Below are 26,012 nucleotides of genomic sequence, written 5' to 3'. Positions count from 1 at the left end.
TTGCAATAGGCAGTTCATACCCTTCTATTGTACCGACAATTAGTGCTTTTATCAAAATATATGCCTAGAAAAAAGCAGAGCTCTCCCACGTCTTTCACGATAGTTAATCCTCTCTTGAGAGGCTATTTCCTTGAACTCGTGTCTTAGCATAGATAGCCAAAAGTAAGGTGCCAGCAACAGCAACTGTAAAGGCATTGACTGCCCCTGCCACCAAACCTTGGGCAAAGACTTTATTGGCCGCTTCCGCATAAATCAAAATATCCAAGACTGGTGCAATGACACCCCAAGCAATGACATTAGCTGCAATTTGTACCAAGTTGAAATAAAACATATCTTTACCAGTGAAAATACCTTCTTGCACGCGCAATTTATTTTTCACTAAACCAACTAAAAGACCAAAAACACCCGACGCCAAAATCCATGACCACCAAGGACCGTAGGTCAAGGAATCTTTCAAAGCATGACCAATGAAGCCCACTAAGAAACCAACAACAGGACCAAAGACAATAGACAAAAGAGCTTGAACAGCATACTGAATTTGAATAGAGGTGTTTGGAACAAAAGTTGGAATATTGATGACTAAACCAATGACCACAAAGAGAGCCGCGCCAATACCTGTAGCGACAACTGTTTTAATAGAATTATTTTTCATGATTTCTCCTAGACTATTTTCTTACTTCATTTGTAATTTTCTTAATTTCAATATGCCAGTTGTGCCCAACACCTACATTATAGGCCTTGGCAAAGGAGCCTTGGTTGATGGCAACTCCAACACGATAGAGAGAGTTGATATAAATCAAAGGCTGACCAACACGTACATCTGCAAAAGACTTCCCATAGGTCACTTGGTTTTGATAAACCAGCATATCATTGTTATAGATCGTCACTTCAAAACGATCTTCAAATTGTGGATGTAAACTGTAAAATTCCTCACGTGTAATGGATGTCCAGAGTGAACCAAAACGAACATCCAAAATGTCAATGGCACCCTTGACAAAATCAGCACCAATTTCCGTTGCTACGGTAGGAATTTCAACAATATGCTCAACACTTAACTCGGGGCCGACTTCTTCAAAACTGATATATCCAGAAGCCAGTTTGGCACCTGTATAAGCATAGACATCACGTCCGTGAAAGGTATAGGAATGCTCTGTATCCTTTCGACGATTGGCTACTTCAGAGATTTCACGCACCGCCTTAATCCCAATGTGTTTTTTGATGAAGGATAGAGTCCCATTATCAGGCGTGACAATATAGTGCCCGTCTTCCGTCAAGGCAACGACACTTTTGCGTTTAGAGCCAACACCAGGATCCACTACAGAAACAAAAGTTGTTCCTTCAGGCCAATATTCGACTGTTTGAAAAAGACGATAAGAACCCTCAAAGATATTGTAAGGGGTAATATCATGCGTCAGATTGTGAACAACCAAATCACTCGATTCTTGTAAGGCAACACCGATCATGGCTGAAACTGCACCGTCCACTAGTCCAAAATCTGATTGCAAAACTAGTAAATTATTTGACATCCTTGCTCTCCTTTCTTGACTTTCTTATCATACCATTATTTTTTACCGATAGCCAATAGACTCTTTTTAGAATAGCCATAGATATTGTCTATAGCAAAAAGGAGCACGTTAAGGCCCCTTTTATGCATTATTAAGCTACAATTGATTTGGCTACTTCTTCTGTTGTCATGCGTGAGAAGTAATAGTTAATATCCACTGTTTGTAATTTTTCAAGAACACCTTTGTACTCGTAGCGTGTTCCTACCAACAATTTTTCAATGTTAGATGCATCACCAATACCGAAGAAGTCTCCATAAATCTTGATAGACTCGATGACTGATTTTTCTGTCTTGATATAGCTAGTAATTTTACCTGCTGGGTAGCGGACATTGCGCTCTACTGTGTACTCAGGAGTTGTTCCGAAGTTCCATTCCCATGTGCCAAATTGAGTATCACGGATCTCTTGGATGCGAGCCGACTCATCTTCTGACAAAATGTATTCATCCATATCTGGGTATTCTTTTTTCATTTGTTCAAGGATAGCGTCTTTGAACTCCAAAACAGTCATTTTTTCTGGTAATTCGTTGTTGATGTTGGTTACGCGGGCACGCACAGATTTGACACCTTTGGACTCGATTTTATCTTTTGAAACTTTGAGAGCATCACCCAAAACAGACATATCCACATCAAAAAGCAAGCAACCATGGTGCATCATGCGACCTTTTGAATAAGCTTGCGCATTGCCACAGATTTTTTTACCATCAATTTCAAGGTCATTTCGACCAGTGAAATTCGCCTCTACACCAAGAGTTGCCAAGGTATCGATAACCGGTTTTGAGAAGGTTTTAAAGTCAAAAGCTCCTTCGGTCGCCTTATTAGAAATAATGGTGTAGTTAAGGTTATTGAGATCATGGTAAACCGCACCACCACCTGACAAACGACGAACTACATGTATACCATGCGCATCTGTGTATTCCTTATTGATTTCTTGAATAGCATTTTGGTGCTTACCGATGATGATAGCAGGTTCATTGATCCAAAGAATAAAAATTTCATCGATATCTGTTAATTCTTTGAAAGCAAAGGCTTCAAGTGCGATATTGTAGGCAGGGTCATTTGAATTATTAATAATATATTTCATGGGTTCCTCCAGAGTATTACTTTTATAACATCTCCAAGTTATTATAACAAATTTTACAAAAAATGACCATATTTTAGAAGGAAAATCCTATCCTTTCTAATGGAAATCAGAACTGATCGTCACCCGATAGAACGGCTCACACGCCAGATAGAATCTTAAGAAAATCATAGGCTTTAGTTCCTTTAACTAGATTTATGATGATAATAGCCACTGTTCGAGAATAACAGTGACTATTTTCTAGTTTAAGACTTAGGCAAGTTTTAAGAAAATCTGCGATTACTATATTTTCTACGCCAAGTCCTGTCAGGACCTTGGCTAAAACCTTCACTAGCTTCACTCGTCGGAGTAAAATCGACTCCGACAGCTCACATAGCAATTCAGCATAGTGCTTGCTACTTACTATCCCTTGCTTTAACAATTAGATAAGAATTGATTACGACAAAATAAAGCGACAAGTCGATTATACTTGTTGCTTATTTTTAGTTTAAGAGTTAGCCAGTTCGCCATAGCGACTGGCGTGTTAAATCATAGACTTTAGTCCATAGATTTAACAAACTTATGACGAAAATGACCACTGTTCGATACTAACAGTGGTCATTTTCTAGTTTGAGACTTAGGCAAGACACCATAGTGCTTGCCGTTCATTTTCAACTGCTTTAGCAGTTAGAAAATGATAGTCTTATTTTCTTTTTGGTGGGTTGTGGATAGCCACTCCCAATACATCCAAGAAGGCTTCATACATTACTTCTGAGAATGTTGGGTGACCATGGATTGATGCTGCTACATCATCAACTGTCAATTCAGATTCCATAATAGTTGCAGCTTCGTTAATCATTTCAGCAGCAACTGGACCGATGATGTGAACACCAAGAACTTCATGGTATTTAGCGTCAGCAATAACTTTAACGAAACCGTGTGCTTCATTAGAAGCGATGGCACGACCGTTACCAGTAAAGCTATTTTTACCGATGAGGATATCACCGTATTGCTCACGCGCTTGTTCTTCTGTCAAACCAACCATGGCGATTTCTGGATGTGTATAAACCGCTGCTGGAGTGAAGTCCAATTTCGCTTTGTGGTGGTTGCCGTTGATAGCATTTTCTGCAGCCACTTCACCCATACGGTAAGCAGCGTGGGCAAGCATTTTCGTACCGTTGACATCCCCTGGTGCGTAGATCCCTGGGATGGATGTTTCTTGGTAAGCATTGACTTTGATACGTCCACGATCCATTTCGAGGTTAAGATTTTCAAGTCCAGCCAACTGTGGTACACGTCCGATAGAAAGCAAAGCTTTTTCAGAAACAACCTCAGAACCATCATTCAACTTAATAGTCAATTGATTGTTTGCTTCAACGATTTTTTCAACACCAACAGATGTTAAGAATTTCATACCTTTCTTAGAAAGGACTTTTTGCAATTCAACAGACACTTCACGGTCCACACCTGGGATGATACGGTCAGCCATTTCGACAACTGTTACTTCTGTACCGTATGATGCATAAACAAGGCCAAGCTCGACACCGACAACACCACCACCCATAACAGTGAGTGATTTAGGAATTTCACGCAAATCAAGGATATCATCAGATGTTAATACCAACTTAGAATCAATACCTGGGATGTTGATACGAGAAACTTTTGAACCAGTTGCAAGAATGATAGAGCGACCTTTGATGGTTTCAGAACCGATGGTAACTGTTTTATCTGGGTTCACTTGACCAAGACCGTTAAAGACCGTTACTTTGTTAGCTTTCAAGAGGCCAGCGACACCACCTGTAAGAGTTTTAACCACTGAGTTCTTGAAGTCGACTGCTTTATCCATGTCGATTGTGTAGTTAGTAGAGGCTAAGTTGATACCACGACCAGCTGCAATCTTGAGACCATCAAGAATTTCAGCGTTTTTGAGGTAAGTCTTCGTTGGGATACATCCTTTGTTCAAGCATGTTCCACCAAATTCATATTTCTCAACAATCGCGATTTTACCACCCAATTGAGCACCTTTGATGGCTGCGTAGTAACCTGCAGGTCCACCACCGACAACAACCATATCATATTCATTTGCTGCCAATTCAGCTTTTGGAGCTTGGGCTGCAGCTGCTGCAGGAGTTGCAGGAACTTCCAAACCAGCTGCTTTCAAGTCAGCAGTTGCTTGTGCCACTTCTGCTGGAGCAGGGGCTGCAGCAGAGTCAACAGATTCCCCTTCAGCACCGATATAACCGATGACTTCCGTTACAGGAACAACTTCACCGTTCCCGCGAACGATTTTAATGAGAACACCTGAGTCTTCTGCTTCCAATTCCATGCCCGTTTTATCTGACATCATCTCAAGGATCACATCACCTTCGTTTACGACATCACCTTCTTGTTTTTTCCACTCGATGATTTCGCCTTCTTGCATGTCAACGCCAAGTTTAGGCATGATGATTTCAATTGCCATAATTAAGATACCTAGGCCGACTAGAGAGCGACTGGAAAATAGGAAATCGTGGAAAATCCTGATTTTCCGATCGATTTATCTTTTTCCCAAGCTCTCCGGTCGGGTTCAATTCCTTTCTGTCTAGTTGTCTTATAAGACTATGTGCTATTTAAGAAACAGAACGCCCAAATGCGACCGAATTTTAGGAGACTTACGTAGGATGCTTGCATCCAAGAAAGTCTATCTAAATTCCGAGCATTTAGTTCGTGTTCAAATCTCACGAACTCGTTCTACTTCCTTTCTCTATTTTCTTTAAAGTTTTTTTCTTTACAATCCAACTTCTTTATCAGATCAACAATTCCAATGGATTTTCAAGCAAGTGCTTGAGGTCCACCATGAATTTCGCTCCATTCATACCATCAACAATACGATGGTCGATTGTCAAGCAAAGTGCCATGATTGGACGAATTTTAACTTCTCCATCCACTACAACTGGTGTTTGAACTGTTGCAGATACACCAAGGATAGCTGAGTTCGGTTGGTTGATGATTGGATTAAATGTTTTGGTGCCGAACATTCCCAAGTTTGTGATAGAGAATGTAGAACCAGACATTTCAGCGCCTTTCAACTTACCAGATTGTGCTTTTTTGATGACATCTTTAGATGCAACCACAAAGTCTGACAAGCTCATCTTATCTGCACCGTGAACAACTGGCACGACAAGACCTTCATCAAGACCTACAGCGATACCAAGGTTAACGAATTTATGCAATTCAATTTCTTGAGCATCGTTGATCAATGAAGCGTTCATGTAACGGTGTTCTTCTTTCATCAAGGTACGTGTTACTGCAAGACCAATCAAATCTGTAAAGGTCACTTTAAGACCTGTTTTATTCATGATTGGCTCAAGCGCTTGTTTACGAAGAGTCATGAGGTTGGTCATGTCAATATCATAGTTGAGCGTGAAGGTTGGAGCTGTGAGGTAAGAATTAACCATTCCTTTAGAGATTGCTTTACGCATAGCTGACATCTTGATGATTTCAACGCCTTCTGGCAATTCTTTAGCTGGTTTTTCTTCTTTAGCTGGAGCTGCTGCAACTTCTGCTTTAGGTGCTTGTGCTTCTAACACCTGCCTTTATCTTCAGCAATCTTACGAGCAAGTGGTGTTGCTTTTGGTGCCGCACCCTTGAAGTCTTCTACGTCAGACTTGTGAACACGTCCTTTAGCACCTGTTCCTGGAACTTGTCCAAGATCAATATTGAGGTCACGTGCTGCTTCACGAGCTGCTGGAGTTGCACGTACTTTGCCACCACCTTGTGATTTTGCTGCTGGAGCTGGAGCTTCTACAGGAGCAACTGTTTCAACTGGGGCTGCTGTCGCTACAACAGGAGTATCACTCACTGCTGGAGCTGCTTCAGCAACCAATGAACTAGCATCTTCACCTTCGGCACCGATGTAACCAATCACTTCTGTTACAGGAACCACTTCGCCGTTGCCACGAACGATTTTAACGAGAACACCTGACTCTTCAGCTTCTAATTCCATGCTTGTTTTGTCAGACATCATTTCCAAGAGGACGTCGCCTTCATTGATAACATCGCCTTCTTGCTTTTTCCACTCGATGATTTCGCCTTCTTGCATGTCCACACCGAGCTTAGGCATGATAATTTCTACTGCCATATGTATGATACCAAGCCCGTAAAACACAAAGCAAAAATAGGAAAGCCGACGAAGACGTCTCGCATCTAGGAGAACTTTTTCTTTTTGCCAAGTGTTTAGGGCGGGTTCAATTTCGTTTTTAAGTAATTGAACCCTTTTCCTTTCTATATTTCTTCGTTGTTGAATTCTACAAAATCTACTAAACACAAGCTTAGCTGGCTTCTTATTGAGAAAACCAGCCAATAGATCATATACCTGTGATTAGCCTTTATTGACTTGCTTGTAGATTGCAGCTTTGATTTTTTCTACGTTAGGTAAGACTGCATTTTCAAGAACGTTTGCATAAGGAACTGGTACATCATCAGAAGCAATACGGATAATTGGGGCATCCAAGTAGTCAAATGCTTCACTTTCAGTAATGATAGATGCAATTTCACCGATGAAACCACCAGTTTTGTATGCATCGTTGACCAAGATAACTTTACCAGTTTTCTTAACTGATTCAATGATGAGTTCTTTATCAAGCGGAATCAAGGTACGTGGGTCAACGACCTCTACGTTAATCCCTTCAGCTGCCACTTCTTCAGCAGCTTTCATTACACGCTCCAACATACGTCCATAAGATACGATGGTTACGTCAGTACCTTCACGTTTAATTTCACCTTTACCAAGTGGAATATAGAAATCTGGATCTTGGTTGACTTCTTCTTTTTTACCATAAAGAGCTTTTGGCTCCAAGAAGATAACTGGATTGTTGTCCAAGATAGATGATTTCAAAAGACCTTTTGCATCATTTACAGTACCTGGTGCGACCACTTTAATCCCTGGAATATGTGTCAACCATGCTTCAAGAGATTGTGAGTGTTGCGCCGCAGAACCGATACCTGAACCTGATGCTACACGGAAGGTAACAGGTGTTTTCAAACCGCCGCCAAACATGTAGTTTGTTTTAGCCGCTTGGTTGACGATAGCATCCATAGCGATAGTGACAAAGTCCATGAAGGTCAAGTCAACGATCGGACGAAGACCTGTTTGGGCAGCACCAACTGCAGAACCTGCGATAGCTGCTTCAGAGATAGGAGTGTCGCGAACGCGTTTTGGACCGAATTCTTCCAACATACCGATAGAAGTACCGAAGTCACCACCGTAGACACCAACATCTTCTCCCATTAAGAATACTTTTTCATCCTTGCGCATTTCTTCGCTTTGTGCTTGAATAATGGCTTCACGCAAGGCCATAACTTTCATTTCTGGCATAAATTATGATACCAAGAGCGTCACATGCAAAGTGAAAATAGGGAAGCCGATAAAGAGGACCAGCCTCTAGGAGGATTCATCTTTTTCACACAGCAGGTCGCTCGGGTTCGATTACGCTTGCGCGCATGAACCCTTTCCTTTCTTCATTTTCTGATTATAATTGCTCGTTTCTAGCTCTCATTTACTTAGAATCGTATTCGGACTAAGGACTTTGTAAAAAAGATAAGTAGCTGTGTGATGCAAGCATCACTTGCCACTTCCTATTTTTGCTGTGTCCATTTTCGTCCTCATTACTTCCAATTGTGTTCAAGCGTCGTAGTTGTCTGAACTTGCTTCGTCACTTGTGACTGTGAAAGTTATTGCAAAACGATTAGCAACTACGACACGGAAGACATTTAGCCGATATTGCGAAATGTCTGAAGTTAGTAAGGTATGTAGGCAGTCCACCTTACAGTGGCTGCCGTAGTATGACAAGACCTTTAGGTCCCAGTCATACTTCTTACGTTAGTCAACGTATACGTCTTCGAATGCAATTGAGATATCTGGATCTGGACTTTCTTGAGCATATTTTACAGCTGCTTCTACTTGTTCAGCAACTTCAACTTCAATAGCGTCCAACTCTTCGTCTGTGACAATCTTGTTTTCTGTCAAATATGTACGGTATTTCTTAAGTGGGTCTTTTGCTTTCCACTCGTTAACTTCATCTTTTGTACGGTAAGTTCCAGCATCAGCTGTTGAGTGACCAAACCAACGATAAGATTCCACTTCGACCATAGCTGGACCATTTCCTGCACGAACGTATTCGATAACTTCTTGCATTTTTTCGTAAACCGCAATCACATCATTACCATCTTCAACGTAGTGACCTGGCATACCATAGGCTGCCGCACGCTCGTGAAGGTGAGCAATCTTAGTAGAATAGGTAATATCTGTTGAAATTCCGTAACGGTTGTTTGTGATGAAGAAGATCACTGGTAAATTCCAAACAGCAGCCAAGTTCATTGACTCGTGTATTGTTGAGTAAGTGCTGCACCTACTGCAAGAGCATAGCCACCACCGACGATACCATTTGAACCAAAGTTTCCTTTTGACCATGACCACGGTGATGTGAGAAGATAATATCTTGGTCTGTTAAACTTGCAATCGGTCCAACCGCTGCTGCTTCTTCCCCAACTGAGAAGTGGGTCATCCCTTGAACAAAGCCACGACGAACCAATTTGTTAAGTTTCATGTCAACATCACGGATTTGTTGCATTTTTCGGAACATATCCAAATGTTGTTCTTTTGAAATAGATACCATATTTTCCTCCAAAGTAATTCTGTTTCCCTACTATGGTAGCCCAATAATTCACAAATTGCAAACATTTGAACCGATTTTATTCTCTTTCAAAGAGAATAAAACCCTTGATTTATCTGAATTTCCATCATCTTTTAAAAGATGAATATTTCCTATATTGTTTTTTGTTTCACAAATTAGTTCATGCCATTGAAAGAGCACTCATTTTGTGATAAGATAGCCTGTGGAGGGGCATCTATGGATTTTGATTTATTTCTCGTTATCTGCAACTATATTGGCACCATCGCATTTGCTGTATCTGGCGTGGTGAAAGGATTCAAAAAAAATCTAGATATTTTCGGCATTACTCTTTTAGGAATCATCACTGCAGTAGGCGGTGGAATGATTCGTGATACCATGGTTGGAGATGTTCCCGCCGCTTTACGTGATCCGTCCTCTATCTATCTGTCTATCGCTGTAGCTTTTATCATGTATTTTGTGGTGCGTATAAAGAGAAATGAAACACCACGCGAAAAACAGATGCTCCACTTTTTAACAACTACTAATCTTATTTTTGATTCAATCGGTCTTGCTATCTTTGCCCTTATTGGCGCTAGTACGGGAGTTAGTCTCCATCTCAATTTTATGACGACTGGTATCCTAGCCGCTTTGACAGGAGCTGGCGGAGGTATTTTGCGCGACATACTTGTCAATGAAACACCCATCGTCTTAAAGGAAGATGTCTATGCTGTTCTAGCCTTCATCGCAGGAATTTCCTATCATTTTCTGGTGATTGATTTCGATTTCCCGCGTATTCGAGTCTATATTGCACTCTTCATGATTTTCCTCCTAATTCGCTTATTTGTCATCAAATATAAGATCAACCTTCCAAATATGGAAAAGAAAGAAAAACAAAAAAAGAAGGAAATTCTCTCATAGGATCTCCTTTTTTTCTTATCATTTTTTCTCCAAATTACGCAACATTTGGTCAATCTTATTCCCGTACTCAATCGACTCATCTTTCACAAAAATTAAGTCTGGGATTTTGTACATGGTCAGATTCTTACCCAATTCACGTTTAATAGTCCCTGTTGCTTTTTCAAGACCTGTTTGGGCTTTTTGATTGTCTGAAGCTAGGGTTGAATGGATGGTATAGTACACTTTTGCTGCTGATAAATCACCAAGCATTTGCACGTCCGTGATGGTCACGTCTTGCACGCGCGGATCACGCACTTTTTTCTGCAAAATCTCGTTAACTTCACGCTTGATTTCCATACCAACACGGTCCACACGATGGTTTGCCATAATTAAGTACCAAGAGCGAACAAGAGGCGAACTAAAAATAGGAGACCATCTGACATCCTGATGTCAACAATGGGCTGTCTTTTCCATGCCCCTCCCGTTCGGGTTCCTTTCCTTTCTTACTATTTAATAGAAAAGCTAGGCTGCAAGCCCAGCTTTTTAGTTGTTGTTCTCTCGGTAGATAAAACCAAGAGTTTTTAACTGAGAGTTCTACGACGCTACTTGAAAGAGTTCAATTTTAACTCTTGCTAGAAACTAGCGGACTTCACAATAGGCTATACGAAGAGTTGAATGTTTACGCCAAAGGCATAGTTCAAGCCAGACAAGGCGCAGTAACGATGAGTAAAGGAAGGTCTATTTTCTCACAATTTCTTCCATGATGTAAGCTTCGATGGTATCGTCCACTTTGAGATCGTTGTAATTTTCAATCATAAGACCACCCTCTTGGGCATTACCAACCTCTTTCACATCGTCTTTATAGTGTTTTAAACTTGCTAATTTGCCGTCAAAGACAACAACGCCTTCTCGGATGACACGAACGCTCGAATCGCGAGTAACTTTACCGTTGATAACCATGAAGCCACCGATCGTACCAACTTTAGAAACTTTGAAGGTTTCACGGATAATGGCTTCCCCAAGAATCTTTTCTTGATATTCAGGGTCCAATTTACCCTTCATGGCTTCTTCGACTTCCTCGATTACCTTGTAGATAATGCTATGGAGACGGATTTCAACCTCGTCACTGTCTGCTTGCTGACGAGCAATTGGAGTAGGGCGAACATTGAAACCGATGATAACAGCGTTCGAAGCTTCTGCAAGAGTCACATCAGACTCATTGATAGCACCGACAGCCGAATGGACAACATTGACGCGAACGCCTTCGACATCAATCTTGAGAAGTGAAGACGCAAGGGCTTCAACAGAACCTTGTACATCTGCCTTGATGATAACATTAACAGTCTTAACTTCACCAGCTTTAAGGGTATCAAAGAGATTTTCGAGGCTAACACGCTGAGTCGCTTGACGCTGCTTCATAAGAGCACGTTTAGCACGCTCTTCACCCGCTGCACGTGCAGCTTTCTCATCTTCATAGACCGCGAAGTGGTCACCTGCCATTGGTGCTTCATTCAAGCCAGTAATAGAAACTGGAGCTGATGGACCCGCAGTTTTCACACGACGGCCAAGATCATTAACCATGGCACGAACACGACCAAAAGTATTGCCGACAACGATACCAAGTGGGCTTCAATCACTGTACCGATTGCTCGAACCGTTGGGTCAGCCTTCAATTCTTGGATTTCAGCAACCAAGAGAACTGTCTCAAGAAGTTCATCAATGTTCTGTCCAAATTTCGCAGAGATTTCAACGAATTCTGAATCACCACCCCAAGCAGTTGAAATAACACCATGCTCTGCCAATTCACCGATTACGCGTTCTGGGTTAGCCCCTGGTTTATCAATTTTGTTGATGGCAACAATAATTGGAACTTCAGCTGCTTTTGAATGGTTAATCGCTTCGATAGTTTGAGGCATAACACCATCATCTGCTGCTACAATCAAAATCGTAATATCTGTAACAGAAGCACCACGCGCACGCATAGATGTAAAGGCCGCATGTCCTGGGGTATCCAAGAAGGTAATTTTCTTACCATCTGCATCAATTTGGTAGGCACCGATATGCTGAGTGATACCACCTGCTTCGCCTGTCGCAACACGAGAATTACGAAGGGTATCCAGAAGTGTTGTCTTACCGTGGTCAACGTGTCCCATGATGGTAACAACTGGTGGACGTTCTACCATTTTATCTTCATTGAGATAGCCTTCTTCGACAAAGAAGCGCTCGATATCCGCATTATCCACTTCCACTTTTTCATGTGCTTCAATACCATAATCTGCCATAAGCAGTTCAATGGTATCTCCATCTAAGGATTGGTTTTGCGTTGCCATTACACCCATCATAAAGAGTTTTTTAACAATTTCAGCAGGTTCACGTTTGATTCGTTTTGCAATTTCTGCAACGGTCATACCTGAAGTGTACTCAAACTCAGTTGGCAATTCATGGAATTTACGCTCTGTGACAGGCTTCGCCACAGGTGTATTTTTTCCTTTATCTGGTCTTGCTTTTTTGCGACGTGTATCTGGTGCAGCCGATGATGTTGCAGAAGCTGTAGCAGCAGGTTTTACAGTTGGTTTTGCTTCTACTTTTGTCTCTTCAAACTTGATTTCTTTTGGTTTTGTAACGGCTTGCTTCTTAGCTTCTTGAGCTTGACGGAAGCGCTCTTCGCTACTACGTGCATATTCTGCGTTTTGCTCTGCCTTTAGAGCTGCTGCGCGTGCCTTGAAATCAATCTTAGCTGCAGGTCTTGCTTGTTGTTGGGAAACTTGTCCGTTATTATCGCTACGACCTTGTTCCTTACGACCGCTGCGATTATCTTGCCGACGATCATTATTGCGATTTTGACCTTGTCCATTGTTTCCATTGCGACGGTCGAAAGAACGATTATCTCGACGATTATTCTGGTTACGGTTACGATCATTATTTCGGCGGTTATCATTGCCACCTTGGGCACGTTTAGCAGCTTGCTCTTTAGCACGCGCTTCACGTTCTGCCTTAAAGTTTCGACTTTGCGGACGAACCGGCTTAGTTGCGGCAGTTTTTGCTTCTGTTGATGCACTTGTCTGCGCAACTTCTACTTTATTTTCTTGCGGTTTTACTCCTACAGTTTTGTCAGCAACCACTTCTTTTTTAGGTGCAGGTGCAGCCTCAGCTTTTGGAGCAGCCTTTTTTGAAAAACTCGCCGCAATTTTTTTGCACTATCGTCATCTACGCTTGACGCATGGCTTTTTACATCAAAACCAAGCTCTTGCGCTTTAGCGACAACATCCTTACTAGCGACCCCCAATTCACGGGCAATCTCATTCAATCTCTTCCCAGCGTTGAAAACGCGGTAACAACTTCTACTTGATAGGTTTTGCTTTTATCACAAATCTTCTTATTGAGATTGGAAGCAGCATCACTGGCTAAAAATACCAATTTTGCTTGACCTTTTTGAATGGCTTCTACCACCAAATCTTCACCAGACACCAGACGTCCAGCTCGTTGTGCCAATCCTAATAAGTTACAGATTTTTTGTGTCTTATTCGAGTCCAAGTTCTCTCCTTTTGACTTTATGATCCACATAAGCAATCAACTCGTCATAAAAGCCTTGATCCACTTCCATACTAAAGGCACGATGAAATGCTTTTTTCTTCTTGGCATCCAAAGCTTCTTGGTTGTCCAACTTGATATAAGCACCACGACCGTTAGCTTTTCCTGTCGGATCAATAAAAACTTGTCCTTCTTTATTTTTTTTTTTCTTGTCTTTACCATGACGTCCTCCCAACTAATCTTGGTCGTTTTCTACTACTTCTTCTACTTGTTCTTCTTCGCTACCGTACAGTTCTGCTTCCATCGCTTCATACTCAGAAGCTGACTTGATATCGATTCGGAAACCTGTCAAATGTGCTGCTAAACGAACGTTTTGCCCACGACGACCAATTGCCAATGATAATTTATTATCAGGAACAACGACTGTCGCGTGGAATTTGCTGGTAATTTTTTTGATATTGCTACCACCACGACCAACGATTGTACCAATGGCATCCACATTTGGATTGTGACTGCGCACAGCAACCTTAGTACGGTCACCTGCTTCACGGGATACACTCATGATTTCAACTGTTCCATCGTAGACTTCAGGAATTTCTTGTTCCATGAGACGTTTGATCATTTCTGGATGGCTACGGCTAACAAAGACGTTGACACCGCGTCCGTTATCCTCTACTTTGTAGACATAAACTTCAATGCGGTCATGTGATTGGAATACCTCACCTGAAATTTGGTCTTGCTTAGACAACTGCGCTTCAATAGAACCGAGGTTCACATAGATAAAACGATTGTCAAAACGCTCTACTGTACCAGACATGATTTCATTTTCATGCTCTTTATAGGTGTTGAAAGTGATAGCACGGGTCTGCTTACGCATTTTTTCCATGATGGTTTGCTTAGCTGACTGAGCTGCCACGCGTCCAAATTCGCCTGGTGCTTCTTCAAATTTAATCTTATCGCCCAATTCATAGGCTGATGAAATTGAAAGAGCATCTTTCAAAGAAATCTCCAAGCGGCTATCGAATACCTCATCAACAACTTCACGTACAGTATAAACACGAAAATCCCCATTTTTCCCATCAAATTCAATGGCTGCTGATTCAGACTGTCCATAACGACGTTTGTATGCAGAACGAAGAGATTCAGTGACCGCTTCGATAATGTCTTCTTTTTTAATACCCTTGTCTTCCTCCAAAATACGGAAGGCTTCTAGCATTTCTTTACTCATTGTTGTTTCCTTTTGCTCTCAAAAGGTCCTTTCTTCTTAAATTTTTACTGCAAGGCGTGCTTTCGCAACTGTTGTATAAGGGATTACGACTTCTTTTTTACGCGTTTTATCCATATACTCAATGGTCAATTCATCATTTTCAAAAGAAAGGAGATTTCCTTCAAAAATCTTATTCTTATCAATCGCTTGATACAGTTTGACATGGATATATTTCCCAACAGCCGCGGCTACAGCTTCTTTGTTCTTCAAGGGACGCTCTAAACCAGAACTGGTCACCTCCAGCATATAAGCTTCTGGAAATGGATCTGGTTTGATGGTATCAAGTAAAGGACTGATCACCTCGGACAATTCAACCGTATCATTGAGGGAAATCCCTCCTTCCGCCTTTATCGCTCCTTGAATGGTTTCTGTGACCAATTCGACAATATTCGCCATTCAAACCTCCTGTCCTTGAAAAATAGGGAAAGGGCTGGACAACTCCAACCCCCTTTTCATTATTTTTTATTATTGTAACATAATTCGGTTAAACTGTAAAGAAAAATGTATAATTGACTATAAATGCAATTTTGTTGAATAAAAAAACAAAAGTCCGAACAAAAATATTATTTTTGTGCATCAATTCTCTTGCATTTTTCTCTTTATTGGTTTAAACTATTAGAAGATTGGTAGGTGATTTTTTGAAACGATCAGAAACCCGAATGAAAATTGTGAGAACTCTCGCAACTATGTTAAAGGAACAGCCATTAAAAGACATCAGCGTCTCTGACATTATAGAGTTAGCGAACATTAGCCGTGGAACTTTCTATTATCACTTCAACAGCAAAGAAGATCTAGTTATTAGCATTATCAACACAGCATTAAACAAAATAACTGATATTTTGAGCCAAGATTTAGATTTTGGTCAGCCGATTCTAACTGAAGTTTTAGAGTATATTTATGAGAATAAAGCTATAGCCGGCGTTCTTCTTGACCATCTTCCGAATGTGAATCAGATCACGGAAAAATACATTTCCGACACCATTAAAAAATCCAACATTGTTGATTTAGAAAAACAACTTGTGGAAGGTTATCAGATTCCTGTGCACTATGCTTTCAATCTCTATATCCTTACTATCAAAAGTATCATTTTTGAATGGATACGAAGCGACTTCCAAGAAGCGCCCGCTGAATTAGCGGATATCATTCATCGTGCAGTTCGCATATAAAAAATAAGTTTGGGATAAAAATGGTCCCAAACTTATTTTTTATATTTTTTTGAAAGTCTAGTGAGAAAAGGGGGCCAGAATAGACCTTTTTTAGTCGAATACCTAAAAAAGAAAGTGGAGACGAAATGTCATTCCTTTAAAATGACTGATTTTCGTTCCACTCTCGTTTTTTATCTAAAATTTTGCTTCAACGCGGTAGATTGGCTGTCCTTTTTTTGAAAACTTCTCTTCATATTCTGTCATCACATTGCCTTCAAAGTTGCTAGCATGAAGATCCAACCAAACTTGCTTCAGCGCCATTCCGTATTGGGAGAAGCTGGCCAAGCTATATTCAAACAAACCACGGTTATCCGTCTTGAAATGAATTTCTCCATGCTCGGGTAAAATTTCCTTGTAGGTATCTAAGAAAGTTTTGTAAGTCAAACGGCGTTTCTCATGTTTATTTTTTGGCCATGTATCTGAAAAATTCAGATACATCATGTCTACTTCGCCAGGGGCAAAATAGTTGGTCAAACTTGAACCATCTACCCGCAAGAGACGTACATTTGGCGCTTGACTTTCTACTACCTTATCCAAAGCATAACTCAAGACAGATAATTGGATATCAATCCCAATACAGTTGATATTTGGATTTTGCAAAGCCATGCCAGTAATAAAGGCACCCTTACCAGATCCCACTTCAATATGAATGGGGTGATCGTTACCAAATACTTGATGCCATTTTCCCTTGGCGTCTTCTGGATTTAAGATGACGAGATGAGCATGGTTTTCAATATGCTCTTCTGCACCTTTACGTTTTCTAACTCTCATAGTGATTTATAAAATGTCTCTCTAAATTGACGAAGGGCGTAAATTTCCTTATTAGCCGCTTCGAGATTATAACTTTCTGCATGTTTGAGGATTTGATTGAGATAGCCCAATTGACCATACCAATAGACCTTATCCAAGACTGTACGGTTGTATTTGTAGCCATATTCCTTGAGCCACTCTTGCCACGATACACGTGGAATATAATGAGTCAACAGATAGGCTACATCCATCATACGGTCTGTCAAACAAGCAGTTTCCCAGTCCGTCAAATAGACCAGACCACTTGTTGTCTCAATCCAGTTTGTATGATGCAAATCACCATGAACAAAAGTCGCAACTTCTTGACGGAATTCTGGTGTTGTTGCAAGCAAATCCTGACAAACGGACTGTAGATAGGAATTCTGACGCAAACGGTTAGGCGCTTCTTTCTGCCATTGTTGAATCAAATCTCGCGGTTCTTTGTAAGTGTAATTCAACTGTAAAGCTTGGTTGACCAAGATACGTGAAAAGTGCATACGGACCAAGATTTGGCGTACTTGCTTCCCTGCCATACCCTGGAGTTTCAACGTATGACCATTGAGCCATTCTTGTTCAACACGATTGCCAACACCCACCTCGCGATTGGTCGACAATACGGGTGGCGTAATTTGCTCACGCGCAAGCACAGATACAATAGGAGGCATTTCATACTTGACAAAAACAGCCGTCCCATCTGAACGGAGCCCTTTGAATGCTTTCCCACTGTTGCCTGAAATTGATTGTAATTGCAGGCCACTATTTTCAAATTGCATGCCCGTCCTCCTTCTAAAAATACCTTACCATTTTACTAGTTTTCAGTCACTTAGTCAATCAATTTTTTGGATTTCATGGGTAAATACAACTGATTGAGGAAAATGCCTAAACCAAGCAAGAACAAAAGATACGCTTTGTCCGTCACGAAGAAAATTCCTAACAAAATTTGCAGAGCAATTCCTGCATAGGAGATCATCCGAATCACTCGTTCAAAGCCAGATTTCTTAAGGCTCTCCTGAACGGGATACAATTGACTCAGATATTGATAGTCATACACGCTATAGAGAGATAGGAGTTGAAACAGCAAAAGGTAGTCAAATACTACTGCCATCCCAACAGATAACCAAGCCTCCTTGATGACTATCAAGAACACCATGCTAAGTCCTAATAAGCGCAAGGTCAAGTGGAAAAAATCACCCGACCGCAAGAATGCTCGAAAATACAGATAGGACCACGTATACTTGTAATCTTTTTTTACCAAACCAAGTAATCCATCTAGATATTTCCGGCGTTTTACACTAGTTGAAATTCCTTTGACATTGGTAAAGAGAGAAAAAAATTGCAAGATGACTTGTTGACGTTGAGTTTCCTGATTAATTGCCCAATCCCATCTGAGTCCCGCAGGGCCTTGGAATTGCTTGAATCGATGCTGAAAAAGCCAATATTTTATTCCTGAAAGAAGAAGGATAAATATTCCAAAAACAAGTGGGGACAGACCTAATTTGAGATAGAGCGGATAAACAAGCAATTGCCCCAATACTTGAAGACTTCCCCATAACAGGAAGGATTTTTGGTTGGCTGAATGAATTTCTGCTAAGACCTCTTGCTCTTTAGGTAAAAGAAATGTCTGATCAGCGGCTTCCAAATAAGTCGCTATCTTTCCTGCAAACAGCAAGAGCAAAGTCAAACCTGCAAGAGGTAGAACAACCAACCATGGATTGTCTGGAAAATTTACCAAGACAGCCCGATATTGCGACAAAAGAAATCCCAAAAACACCATCAAAATCAAGACAAAGTGGCCATTCAAGACATAGCGCAAGTATTTGATGCAGCGTCTATGAAACAAAGTCCGACGCTGTTGAAACAGTTCTTTCATGCACCGACTCCCTCTTGGGTCAAGCCCAAATAAATGTCGTTGAAACTCGCATCTTCTTTACCAAATTGTTGGCGCAGAGCTGTCAAATCTCCTGCAGCTAAAACTTGTCCGTGATGAAGAACAATAAAGCTATCACACATTTTTTCCGCTGAATCTAGGACGTGGGTTGACATAAGAATAGAGGTTCCCTTTTGCTTTTCCTCAGCAAGTAAATCAATCAAATCCTGAATGGCGACAGGATCTAAACCTAAGAAAGGCTCATCCACAATCAAGAGGCTTGGCTCCACCATAAAAGCACAGATAATCATGACTTTTTGCTTCATCCCTTTCGAAAATTGAACAGGAAACCAGTCCAATTTTTCATTCAATCGAAAAAGTTTGAGGAGTCGTTCAGCACCCGCAAAGGCTACTTTCCACTCTAAATCATAAGCCATAGCCACAACTTCCAAGTGTTCTTTCAAGGTTAGTTCCTCATATAGACTCGGTGTTTCTGGAATAAAGCCAATTTTTTTACGATAACTTTCTGAATTGGTCAAGAGACTATCTCCATCAATCAAAATTTGACCTTGATAAGGCGTCAAGAGACCAATAATTTCTTTAATGGTCGTGGATTTACCTGCACCGTTGAGACCGATCAAACCGACCAACTGACCATCCCCAACCTGAAAATTGACATCTTTGAGAACAGGGATATTGGCGTAGCCTCCTGTCACTCCATTTACTTCTAACATACATTTCTCCAACATTTTGGTATACTAGTATTATAACAAATTTTCCTTAAAGGAGGCCTCCCCAAGATGAGTGATTGTATTTTTTGTCAAATAATTCAAGGTCAAATTCCTGCTTCAAAAGTCTATGAAGACGAACAAGTTTTAGCTTTTCTTGACATTACACAAGTTACAAAAGGACACACCCTTGTTGTGCCCAAAAAACATGCGCGCAATATCCTCGACATGAACGAAGAAACCGCTAGCGCTTTATTTGCCAAAGTTCCTGCTATTGCTCGTCGACTCAAGGATCAATTAGGTGCAAAAGGAATTAACGTCATCAATAACAATGAAGAGGCGGCAGGTCAAACCGTTTTCCACACCCATATTCATCTTCTACCTCGTTACGACCAGAACGACGAACTACAGATTGGCTTTACCGCTCATGAACCTGATTTCCCAGCCTTAGCACAATTATCAGAACAACTCCATTTCACCAACTAAGCAAGGAGAAATAATATGAAATTAAAACACCTTATCCTAGCAGGCGGAGTTGCTGCTCTCTCCTACTGGGTAACCAAAAATCGAAAAGAAATCATTTCAGAAGCTAAAGAAACAGCTGCTTTAACGAAGCAGACCAAAAAGGATTATCAGGCTGTTCAAGAAAATATTGAACGACTAAAGGCCTATCAAGAGCCTGTCACTGAGCTCCTCAAAGATTTCCAATACAAACTCCGCACCTATAAACAAAGCATAGCCGGAAATCTTTCAGAAATCGAAAAATTTCAAGAAAGGTACAGCACCGATCAAGATGAAAAATAGTAAAAGAGAGGCCAAGCCTCTCTTTTTATTGTGTATAAGTGTTTTTTTCTGTCGTAGTTGGCTGATTTGCTTCATCAGCTGTTGATAGTGATACCTCTGCATCTGAAGTTTCAGGTGCTAAAGTTGCTTCTGTTCTCTGACCGGTATACACATCCGTTACTGAGATACTGCTTGGTTGATTAAATAAGAGCTCAAAAGTTTTCACATTGGTTGTCAACTCTGTACTAGTTGGCAAACCAAGAGAGGACTTAATCACATTTTGCATTTCCAAAAGATGGTCATTGGTTGGAATTTGGTAAGAAAGACCGTCCACCATTTCACCCTCACCATCCAATTGATAGGTTTCAATCGTATTTAAGGAATCGCGGTAGCCTAGTAAACTCGGAAAAGTGCCGGTTGAAATCTCAATATCTGTTTGCATATTATTTGCCATCGCATCTAAAATCTTCTGATACTGAGTAATTCCATCAAGATTTAATAACTTATGTAGCAAGGCTTGAATCACTTCACGCTGACGTTTTTGTCGCCCCAAATCTCCCTCTGGATCATCATAGCGCATGCGAGCATAAACCAAGGCTTGGTTCCCATTAACCAGATGCTCTCCCGGATCAACAGTAGCAGTATAGGCAGGCTCCTGAGCTCCGATAGAAATAGTAAAACCAAGCGTATTATTGACCTTGATTCCTCCAAGAGCATCTACCAGCTCCATCATCCCATCCATGTTGATTTGCACATAACGATCAATTTTAACATCCATCATTTTTTCAATGGTCGCAATCGCCATAGGGGCTTGTCCGTAAGCGTAGGAGTGATTGAGTTTTTCAGTCGTTCCAGCAGATGTGCCATCTGGATTCGCCAATTCAACCATAATATCACGCGTCAGACTCATCATGGTTGTTTTCTTGGTTTTGGGGTTGACTGTGACCAAAATCATGGAATCACTTCTACCACCTTCCCAGTCACCACCGCGTGTCGCCTGATCCATATCTACTCCCATCAACAAAATAGTCAATGGTTTTGTCGCTTCAATCACTTTGTCCTCTTCCCGACCAAGTGATTTAAACGTTTTAGAAGCTGCTTGATTTGAGTAATTGAGCAAGGTTCCACCATACAAAGCAACCGCTCCTAAAGTCAATACAACCAAGGCTGCCATCATCCAAGCAATTTTTTTACCAATTGTCATCTTCATCTATGAGCAGACCCATATCATAAAGGTCTAGCCACTCTCCTTTTATTGTTCGTGCACCACGTTTCTTTGTGCCCTCAATAGCAAAGTCAACTGAATGATAGAGATTAACCGCCCGTTCATTTTGAACCTGAACAGTTAACTCTAAACGTTTTAAAACTTGATTTCGTCTCGCCCACTCCACGGTCTCTTCCAGCAGTATACGACCAAGTCCATGCCCCCAGTAAGCTTTTTTAACGGCAATGAAAACATCTCCTATATGCGACAAAGTGTAGGTTCTCGCAGTTCGGACATTGATAAGGCCAATAATGTCTCCATTCATTTTTGCTACAAAGCAAAGCTGATCTAAACGACAAAGACTGTCGTCTAAAAAGACGGCCATTTGTTGATGATTCAGAGGAAAATCATCTTCTTCTAACACAATGGCATCCGTCTCATGGGCAACATCCTTCATAAATTCAATGATGGATTGCGCATCCTCTGGTTCCGCTTCTTCAAAGAAAATTTCATGTTCAACCACCGAGGATCGCCTCCTTTAAAGCATGGCTCCGTGGCCCATGGTCCTCGAATTCTAAAGCTCTGCCATCATCCACTTTTTCCAAACGAATGAGCAAGTAATCACCCAGAATAGAGGCATCTAGTAGTTCCCCCCATTCAATGATTGTCACGCCATTCCCATAAAGAAAGTCGTCTAAATCAATAGAATCGGGATCATTCCCTATACGATAGACATCTAAGTGATAAAGAGGCAAACGTCCTTCGTACTCACGGACGATGGTGTAGGTTGGACTTTTAATCATTTGACGGATATCCAGCCCTTTGGCAATTCCCTTGGTTAAAGTAGTTTTCCCTGCACCTAAATCTCCAGATAAGACCAGAACATGGCCAGCTTCAAGAAGTTGTCCAATGCGATTTCCGATGGAAATTAATTCGGCTTCATTTTGACTATACATGGTCAACATTATAGCACAGAAGGATACATTTGTCATTTTTTGACAGAAAAGAACCCCATCTGGAAAACGGATGGGGTCAAATAGTTACAAATTACCAGTTATATTGGGCTACATTTTCTTTGGTTACCAAGTAAATTGGAGAAACGGTTTCTTTTTCCACTTCTTTTCCTTGATAATGATCAATGGCTGCTTGGATAGCAATTTCACCCATTTTAGCTGGTTGTTGAGCGATTGTGGCAGTTATATCGCCCTTTTCAATTGCATCATGAGCATCTGGTTGCCCATCAATACCAACAATTAAAACATTTTGCAAGCCAGCAGATTTAACAGCTTGAGATGCCCCAAGTGCCATTTCATCATTTTGAGCAAAAATCACTTGCACATCTTTGTTAGCTTGAATCATATTTTGTGTCGTATTAAGGGCTTGGGCACGGTCAAAGTTTGCAGATTGGCTAGATAAAACATCTAGTTTTTCTTTTGCGACGCTGTTGAAACCTTCTCCGCGGTCGACAGTTGCTGAGGCACCAGGTACGCCTGACAACTCAACGGCTTTTGCTTTTTCACCCAATTGTTTTACAACAAAATCTGCAGCCATTTTACCTGCTTCCACGTTATCAGATGCTACAGTTGTCAATACTTCTCCACCGTTACTACCGCGGTCAATCAAAATAGCTGGAATATTGGCAGTATTGGCTGCTTTGATAGCCGGAACAATGGCATCTGAGTCAACTGGGTTAATCAAAATAGCATCAACATTTTGACTGATGAAATTTTGCACATCATTCGCTTGGCGTGCTGCATCATCTTGAGCGTCAGCAACTTTCAAACTAACTCCTGTTTCTTTTACATAGCCATCCAAACCATCTTTCATGGCCACAAAATAAGGATTATTGGTCGTTGAAATAGATACACCCAAGTTCAATTCTTTGGCTTCTTTTTTCGTTACTTCACCAGAAGATTTTCCAGCACCATTGCCCAGACCAGTTGCTCCACAAGCTGTTAGGACAAGAATAAATGAGACGATGAGGGCAAAAAAGCCGATTTTTTTGTAGATTTCATGTTAAAACTCCTTTATGATTTTGCTACTTTAAAACGATCAAGTAGAACTGCAATTAAAATGACAATCCCTTTGACAACTTGTTGCCAGAAGGCTGATACACCGATAATATTCAAACCATTATTCAGAACACCGACAATCAATGCCCCAATCAAGGTTCCTAGAATGCGACCTTTACCGCCTGATAAAGAGGTTCCACCTAAGACAACAGCCGCAATCGCATCCATCTCATAGCTTGCACCTGCTGTAGGTTGTGCCGAACTCAATCGAGAAGTGATAATCAATCCAGAGATGGCTGCCATCATTCCCGAAATGGTGTAAATAATGATTTTAACTTTGTTCAACTTGACACCTGAGATGTACGCTGCTTTTTCATTGCCTCCTAGCGCGTAGACAGATTTCCCAAAGGCTGTTTTATGAAGTAAGACGTATAAGATAACAAACACTAAGAACATTAAGATAACTGGGAAAGGAATCCCAACAATATAACCTTGTCCCAAGAATTGGAATAAGAAACTATCACTCAATCCATGTGTCATAGGGTTTCCATTTGTATAGACCAGTGTCGCCCCTCTAAAGATTGTCATGGTCGCCAAGGTAACAATGAAAGGCGCTAACTTGCCATAAGCCACCAGCAACCCATTCAACATTCCAAAAATGCCACCTAGTAGAACCGCGGCTAAAATCGCGATTGGAACTGGAAAACCACCTGCAATCAAACCTGCTGACAAGGCACTGGATAAAGCCAAGACAGAACCAACGGACAAGTCAATTCCACCAGTTAAGATAACAAAAGTCATCCCAAAGGCGATAAATCCATTTGCTGTCACTTGGAGCAAAAGATTGAGTGGGTTATTAGTGGTTAAAAAATTAGGATTCATGATGGTGATAATGATCATCAATCCAATCAAAGCCATCAGAGTCGTCAACTCCGACATATATTTCATCACTTGTTTCACTGTTATTTTCCTCCTGTTGCCAACTGCATGACTTTTTCTTGTGTCGCTTCTCTACGGCTTAATTCTCCGTTAATTTTTCCTTCGTGCATGACCAAAATCCGATCACTCACTCCCAAAACCTCAGGTAAGTCTGAAGACACCATGATAATCGGAACTCCACGTTCTGCCAATTCATTCATCAATTGATAGATTTCACGTTTGGCACCAACGTCAACACCGCGTGTCGGTTCATCAAGAATCAGCACTTTCGGAGCAATTCCAATCCATTTGGATAAGATAACTTCTTGCTGATTGCCTCCCGATAAATTGCCCACGGGCATAGTAGGTGTTCCCGATTTGATCCGCAAGCGTTCAATCAAACTTTGCACAAAATCTGTACTCGTTTTCTCGTCGAAGAAACCTTTTGGACTAAAATCCTTGATGCTAGGCAAGGTCATATTATCCTTGAGAGAAAAATCTAAAATGAGTCCCTCTTCTTTTCGGTCTTCTGTTAAGAATCCAATCCCCTTTGCGATAGCTTGCGTAGGTTCTTGAATCTGCAGAGTTTCTCCATTTAACTTCATTTCTCCTGCAAAAAGTGGATCAATACCAAAAATCGCCCGCATGACTTCTGTTCGACCTGCTCCCATCAATCCTGAAAAACCAAGAATTTCTCCGCTTCGAACCTGGAATGAAACATCTTGAAATGCCTTGCCTGTCAGATTGCTTGCTTCAAATACAACTTCCCCAAGAGTCGCTGTTTTTTCTGGATAATAGTCGTCAATCTCACGCCCAACCATTTTCTTAACCAATTCATCAGGATTGGTTTGAGCAGTTTCTTTGGTATCCACTACAATTCCATCACGCATGACTGTCACAAGATCTGTAATCTGGAAAATTTCCTCCATGCGGTGAGAAATATAAACTATCCCGACACCCTCAGCCTTCAAACTACGAATAATAGCAAATAAGCTTTCCGTTTCACGATCTGTCAGGGCAGCCGTCGGTTCATCCATGATAAGAAGGGAAACATCTGACAGTAAACTTTTGGCAATTTCAATCATTTGCTGTTGCCCAACAGATAAGTCTCCAATAATGGTGTTGAGTGGAATGGTGACTCCCAGACGTTGGAAAGCCTCTTTTGCTTTTGTTCGCATGGCAGTCTGGTCCAGAAGCCCCAATTTTGTTTTGATTTCTCGTCCCAAAAATAAATTTTCCAGAACGGTCATATCTGGCCAAGTATTCATTTCTTGGTGAATAAAGCTAATCCCAAAGCGCTCTGCTTCTTGCGGATTTGAAAAGGTAGTTTCCTTACCATCAATAAATATGGTCCCTGAAGTCGCTGGGAACAAACCTGTCAAAATGTTCATCAGGGTCGATTTCCCTGCACCATTTTCCCCCATAAGAGCATGAATTTCACTAGAACGAAGTACTAGATCAATACTCTCCAAGACTCGGTTATTTCCAAATGATTTAGAAATGCCCGTCATTTCAATTTTCATTGACTACTTCCTT

The 26,012-nt window shown here is 41.1% G+C and carries 22 protein-coding genes and 5 pseudogenes; 4 read left to right on the top strand and 23 right to left on the bottom strand.

Going from position 1 to position 26,012, the window contains the following annotated elements; translation table 11 throughout:
- Positions 1–103: 103 nt before the first annotated feature.
- The 7 genes and pseudogenes from AEX56_RS07180 to AEX56_RS07145 all read right to left on the bottom strand — a co-directional run bounded on the left by AEX56_RS07180 (position 104) and on the right by AEX56_RS07145 (position 9,278).
- Positions 104–652: an ECF-type riboflavin transporter substrate-binding protein gene (locus AEX56_RS07180; RefSeq protein ID WP_049618512.1), complete on the bottom strand. Its 549-nt coding sequence runs from the start codon at positions 650–652 to the stop codon at positions 104–106.
- A gap of 13 nt (positions 653–665) precedes the next feature.
- Positions 666–1,526 carry an SAM hydrolase/SAM-dependent halogenase family protein gene (locus AEX56_RS07175; protein ID WP_049618511.1) on the bottom strand — a complete coding sequence of 287 codons (861 nt, stop codon included), beginning with the start codon at positions 1,524–1,526 and terminating at the stop codon, positions 666–668.
- 130 nt (positions 1,527–1,656) lie between these two features.
- Positions 1,657–2,646 (bottom strand): lipoate--protein ligase, encoded by a 990-nt coding sequence (locus AEX56_RS07170; protein WP_049618510.1) that lies wholly within the window; start codon positions 2,644–2,646, stop codon positions 1,657–1,659.
- 679 nt (positions 2,647–3,325) lie between these two features.
- A complete protein-coding gene (lpdA, locus tag AEX56_RS07160) occupies positions 3,326–5,083 on the bottom strand; it encodes a dihydrolipoyl dehydrogenase (RefSeq protein WP_049618508.1) in 1,758 nt (585 codons plus the stop codon).
- Between the two features lie 325 nt (positions 5,084–5,408).
- Positions 5,409–6,742: pseudogene (locus tag AEX56_RS07155) on the bottom strand (dihydrolipoamide acetyltransferase family protein).
- Positions 6,743–6,982: 240 nt separating this feature from the next.
- Complete coding sequence (locus tag AEX56_RS07150; RefSeq protein WP_049618507.1) at positions 6,983–7,978, bottom strand: alpha-ketoacid dehydrogenase subunit beta; 996 nt, start codon at positions 7,976–7,978, stop codon at positions 6,983–6,985.
- A 504-nt stretch (positions 7,979–8,482) separates the two neighbouring features.
- Positions 8,483–9,278, bottom strand: a pseudogene (locus AEX56_RS07145) (thiamine pyrophosphate-dependent dehydrogenase E1 component subunit alpha).
- A gap of 234 nt (positions 9,279–9,512) precedes the next feature.
- Between AEX56_RS07145 and AEX56_RS07140 the strand changes: the two are divergent.
- Positions 9,513–10,193, top strand: a complete 681-nt coding sequence (locus tag AEX56_RS07140) for a trimeric intracellular cation channel family protein (protein ID WP_049618506.1) — start codon at positions 9,513–9,515, stop codon at positions 10,191–10,193.
- An 18-nt stretch (positions 10,194–10,211) separates the two neighbouring features.
- Here the strand turns inward: AEX56_RS07140 and rbfA are convergent, their stop codons facing one another.
- The 6 genes and pseudogenes from rbfA to rimP all read right to left on the bottom strand — a co-directional run bounded on the left by rbfA (position 10,212) and on the right by rimP (position 15,366).
- Positions 10,212–10,559, bottom strand: coding sequence for a 30S ribosome-binding factor RbfA (gene rbfA, locus AEX56_RS07135; protein ID WP_049618505.1), 348 nt, complete (start codon positions 10,557–10,559; stop codon positions 10,212–10,214).
- A 351-nt stretch (positions 10,560–10,910) separates the two neighbouring features.
- A pseudogene (gene infB / locus AEX56_RS07130) lies at positions 10,911–13,479 on the bottom strand (translation initiation factor IF-2).
- A gap of 8 nt (positions 13,480–13,487) precedes the next feature.
- Positions 13,488–13,736, bottom strand: a pseudogene (locus AEX56_RS07125) (YlxQ-related RNA-binding protein); the annotation flags it as partial.
- Positions 13,693–13,905: pseudogene (locus AEX56_RS07120) on the bottom strand (YlxR family protein); the annotation flags it as partial. The pseudogenes AEX56_RS07125 and AEX56_RS07120, both read right to left, overlap by 44 nt.
- A 33-nt stretch (positions 13,906–13,938) precedes the next feature.
- Positions 13,939–14,931, bottom strand: coding sequence for a transcription termination factor NusA (nusA, locus tag AEX56_RS07115; protein ID WP_049618503.1), 993 nt, complete (start codon positions 14,929–14,931; stop codon positions 13,939–13,941).
- 36 nt (positions 14,932–14,967) lie between these two features.
- On the bottom strand, positions 14,968–15,366 hold the full coding sequence (rimP, locus tag AEX56_RS07110; protein WP_049618502.1) for a ribosome maturation factor RimP: 399 nt from the start codon (positions 15,364–15,366) through the stop codon (positions 14,968–14,970).
- Between the two features lie 242 nt (positions 15,367–15,608).
- Here rimP and AEX56_RS07105 point away from each other — a divergent pair, with 242 nt between their 5' ends.
- Positions 15,609–16,136 carry a TetR/AcrR family transcriptional regulator gene (locus tag AEX56_RS07105; protein WP_131542182.1) on the top strand — a complete coding sequence of 176 codons (528 nt, stop codon included), beginning with the start codon at positions 15,609–15,611 and terminating at the stop codon, positions 16,134–16,136.
- Between the two features lie 174 nt (positions 16,137–16,310).
- Here the strand turns inward: AEX56_RS07105 and trmB are convergent, their stop codons facing one another.
- Genes trmB through AEX56_RS07085 form a run of 4 tightly spaced genes read right to left on the bottom strand, consistent with a single transcriptional unit; the run spans position 16,311 to position 19,565 of the window.
- Positions 16,311–16,946 carry a tRNA (guanosine(46)-N7)-methyltransferase TrmB gene (trmB, locus tag AEX56_RS07100; protein WP_049618500.1) on the bottom strand — a complete coding sequence of 212 codons (636 nt, stop codon included), beginning with the start codon at positions 16,944–16,946 and terminating at the stop codon, positions 16,311–16,313.
- The gene (ccrZ, locus tag AEX56_RS07095) at positions 16,943–17,737 is read right to left on the bottom strand and encodes a cell cycle regulator CcrZ (RefSeq protein WP_049618499.1); all 795 of its coding nucleotides are present in this window, start codon (positions 17,735–17,737) and stop codon (positions 16,943–16,945) included. The genes trmB and ccrZ overlap by 4 nt, the downstream gene beginning before the upstream one ends.
- Positions 17,738–17,787: 50 nt before the next feature.
- Positions 17,788–18,834: an ABC transporter permease gene (locus AEX56_RS07090; RefSeq protein WP_049618498.1), complete on the bottom strand. Its 1,047-nt coding sequence runs from the start codon at positions 18,832–18,834 to the stop codon at positions 17,788–17,790.
- Positions 18,831–19,565, bottom strand: a complete 735-nt coding sequence (locus tag AEX56_RS07085; protein WP_049618497.1) for an ABC transporter ATP-binding protein — start codon at positions 19,563–19,565, stop codon at positions 18,831–18,833. Before AEX56_RS07085 ends, AEX56_RS07090 begins: the two co-directional genes overlap by 4 nt.
- A 66-nt stretch (positions 19,566–19,631) precedes the next feature.
- Here AEX56_RS07085 and AEX56_RS07080 point away from each other — a divergent pair, with 66 nt between their 5' ends.
- Both AEX56_RS07080 and AEX56_RS07075 read left to right on the top strand, forming a co-directional pair.
- The gene (locus AEX56_RS07080; protein ID WP_049618496.1) at positions 19,632–20,045 is read left to right on the top strand and encodes an HIT family protein; all 414 of its coding nucleotides are present in this window, start codon (positions 19,632–19,634) and stop codon (positions 20,043–20,045) included.
- Between the two features lie 15 nt (positions 20,046–20,060).
- Positions 20,061–20,363: a hypothetical protein gene (locus AEX56_RS07075; protein WP_049618495.1), complete on the top strand. Its 303-nt coding sequence runs from the start codon at positions 20,061–20,063 to the stop codon at positions 20,361–20,363.
- 25 nt (positions 20,364–20,388) lie between these two features.
- On the opposite strand, the gene lytR is transcribed toward AEX56_RS07075, so the two are convergent.
- The 6 genes from lytR to AEX56_RS07045 form a co-directional block, all read right to left on the bottom strand.
- Entirely contained in the window at positions 20,389–21,546 is a 1,158-nt protein-coding gene (gene lytR, locus AEX56_RS07070) for a glycopolymer--peptidoglycan transferase LytR (protein ID WP_049618494.1), read from the bottom strand.
- The gene (locus tag AEX56_RS07065; protein WP_049618493.1) at positions 21,533–22,069 is read right to left on the bottom strand and encodes a GNAT family N-acetyltransferase; all 537 of its coding nucleotides are present in this window, start codon (positions 22,067–22,069) and stop codon (positions 21,533–21,535) included. Before AEX56_RS07065 ends, lytR begins: the two co-directional genes overlap by 14 nt.
- On the bottom strand, positions 22,062–22,502 hold the full coding sequence (gene tsaE, locus AEX56_RS07060) for a tRNA (adenosine(37)-N6)-threonylcarbamoyltransferase complex ATPase subunit type 1 TsaE (RefSeq protein ID WP_049618561.1): 441 nt from the start codon (positions 22,500–22,502) through the stop codon (positions 22,062–22,064). Before tsaE ends, AEX56_RS07065 begins: the two co-directional genes overlap by 8 nt.
- 91 nt (positions 22,503–22,593) lie before the next feature.
- Positions 22,594–23,556: a substrate-binding domain-containing protein gene (locus AEX56_RS07055; RefSeq protein WP_049618492.1), complete on the bottom strand. Its 963-nt coding sequence runs from the start codon at positions 23,554–23,556 to the stop codon at positions 22,594–22,596.
- Between the two features lie 17 nt (positions 23,557–23,573).
- Entirely contained in the window at positions 23,574–24,518 is a 945-nt protein-coding gene (locus AEX56_RS07050) for an ABC transporter permease subunit (RefSeq protein ID WP_049618491.1), read from the bottom strand.
- 2 nt (positions 24,519–24,520) lie between these two features.
- Entirely contained in the window at positions 24,521–25,999 is a 1,479-nt protein-coding gene (locus tag AEX56_RS07045) for a sugar ABC transporter ATP-binding protein (RefSeq protein ID WP_049618490.1), read from the bottom strand.
- Between the last annotated feature and the right edge of the window lie 13 nt (positions 26,000–26,012).

The sequence above is a fragment of the Streptococcus sp. X13SY08 genome (assembly GCF_001182825.2).
In the GTDB taxonomy this organism is placed as follows: Bacteria; Bacillota; Bacilli; order Lactobacillales; family Streptococcaceae; genus Streptococcus.
The sequence above is the reverse complement of the archived record's forward strand: the minus strand, read 5'-3'. Positions and strand labels throughout refer to the sequence as shown.

What these genes read in the sequence shown, in the direction of transcription:
- AEX56_RS07180 (WP_049618512.1), bottom strand. Translation starts at nt 652, where the DNA reads ATGAAAAATAATTCTATTAAAACAGTTGTCGCTACAGGTATTGGCGCG.
- AEX56_RS07175 (WP_049618511.1), bottom strand. Translation starts at nt 1,526, where the DNA reads ATGTCAAATAATTTACTAGTTTTGCAATCAGATTTTGGACTAGTGGAC.
- AEX56_RS07170 (WP_049618510.1), bottom strand. Translation starts at nt 2,646, where the DNA reads ATGAAATATATTATTAATAATTCAAATGACCCTGCCTACAATATCGCA.
- lpdA (WP_049618508.1), bottom strand. Translation starts at nt 5,083, where the DNA reads ATGGCAATTGAAATCATCATGCCTAAACTTGGCGTTGACATGCAAGAA.
- AEX56_RS07150 (WP_049618507.1), bottom strand. Translation starts at nt 7,978, where the DNA reads ATGCCAGAAATGAAAGTTATGGCCTTGCGTGAAGCCATTATTCAAGCA.
- AEX56_RS07140 (WP_049618506.1), top strand. Translation starts at nt 9,513, where the DNA reads ATGGATTTTGATTTATTTCTCGTTATCTGCAACTATATTGGCACCATC.
- rbfA (WP_049618505.1), bottom strand. Translation starts at nt 10,559, where the DNA reads ATGGCAAACCATCGTGTGGACCGTGTTGGTATGGAAATCAAGCGTGAA.
- nusA (WP_049618503.1), bottom strand. Translation starts at nt 14,931, where the DNA reads ATGAGTAAAGAAATGCTAGAAGCCTTCCGTATTTTGGAGGAAGACAAG.
- rimP (WP_049618502.1), bottom strand. Translation starts at nt 15,366, where the DNA reads ATGGCGAATATTGTCGAATTGGTCACAGAAACCATTCAAGGAGCGATA.
- trmB (WP_049618500.1), bottom strand. Translation starts at nt 16,946, where the DNA reads ATGAGAGTTAGAAAACGTAAAGGTGCAGAAGAGCATATTGAAAACCAT.
- ccrZ (WP_049618499.1), bottom strand. Translation starts at nt 17,737, where the DNA reads ATGCAATTTGAAAATAGTGGCCTGCAATTACAATCAATTTCAGGCAAC.
- AEX56_RS07090 (WP_049618498.1), bottom strand. Translation starts at nt 18,834, where the DNA reads ATGAAAGAACTGTTTCAACAGCGTCGGACTTTGTTTCATAGACGCTGC.
- AEX56_RS07085 (WP_049618497.1), bottom strand. Translation starts at nt 19,565, where the DNA reads ATGTTAGAAGTAAATGGAGTGACAGGAGGCTACGCCAATATCCCTGTT.
- AEX56_RS07080 (WP_049618496.1), top strand. Translation starts at nt 19,632, where the DNA reads ATGAGTGATTGTATTTTTTGTCAAATAATTCAAGGTCAAATTCCTGCT.
- AEX56_RS07075 (WP_049618495.1), top strand. Translation starts at nt 20,061, where the DNA reads ATGAAATTAAAACACCTTATCCTAGCAGGCGGAGTTGCTGCTCTCTCC.
- lytR (WP_049618494.1), bottom strand. Translation starts at nt 21,546, where the DNA reads ATGACAATTGGTAAAAAAATTGCTTGGATGATGGCAGCCTTGGTTGTA.
- tsaE (WP_049618561.1), bottom strand. Translation starts at nt 22,502, where the DNA reads ATGTATAGTCAAAATGAAGCCGAATTAATTTCCATCGGAAATCGCATT.
- AEX56_RS07045 (WP_049618490.1), bottom strand. Translation starts at nt 25,999, where the DNA reads ATGAAAATTGAAATGACGGGCATTTCTAAATCATTTGGAAATAACCGA.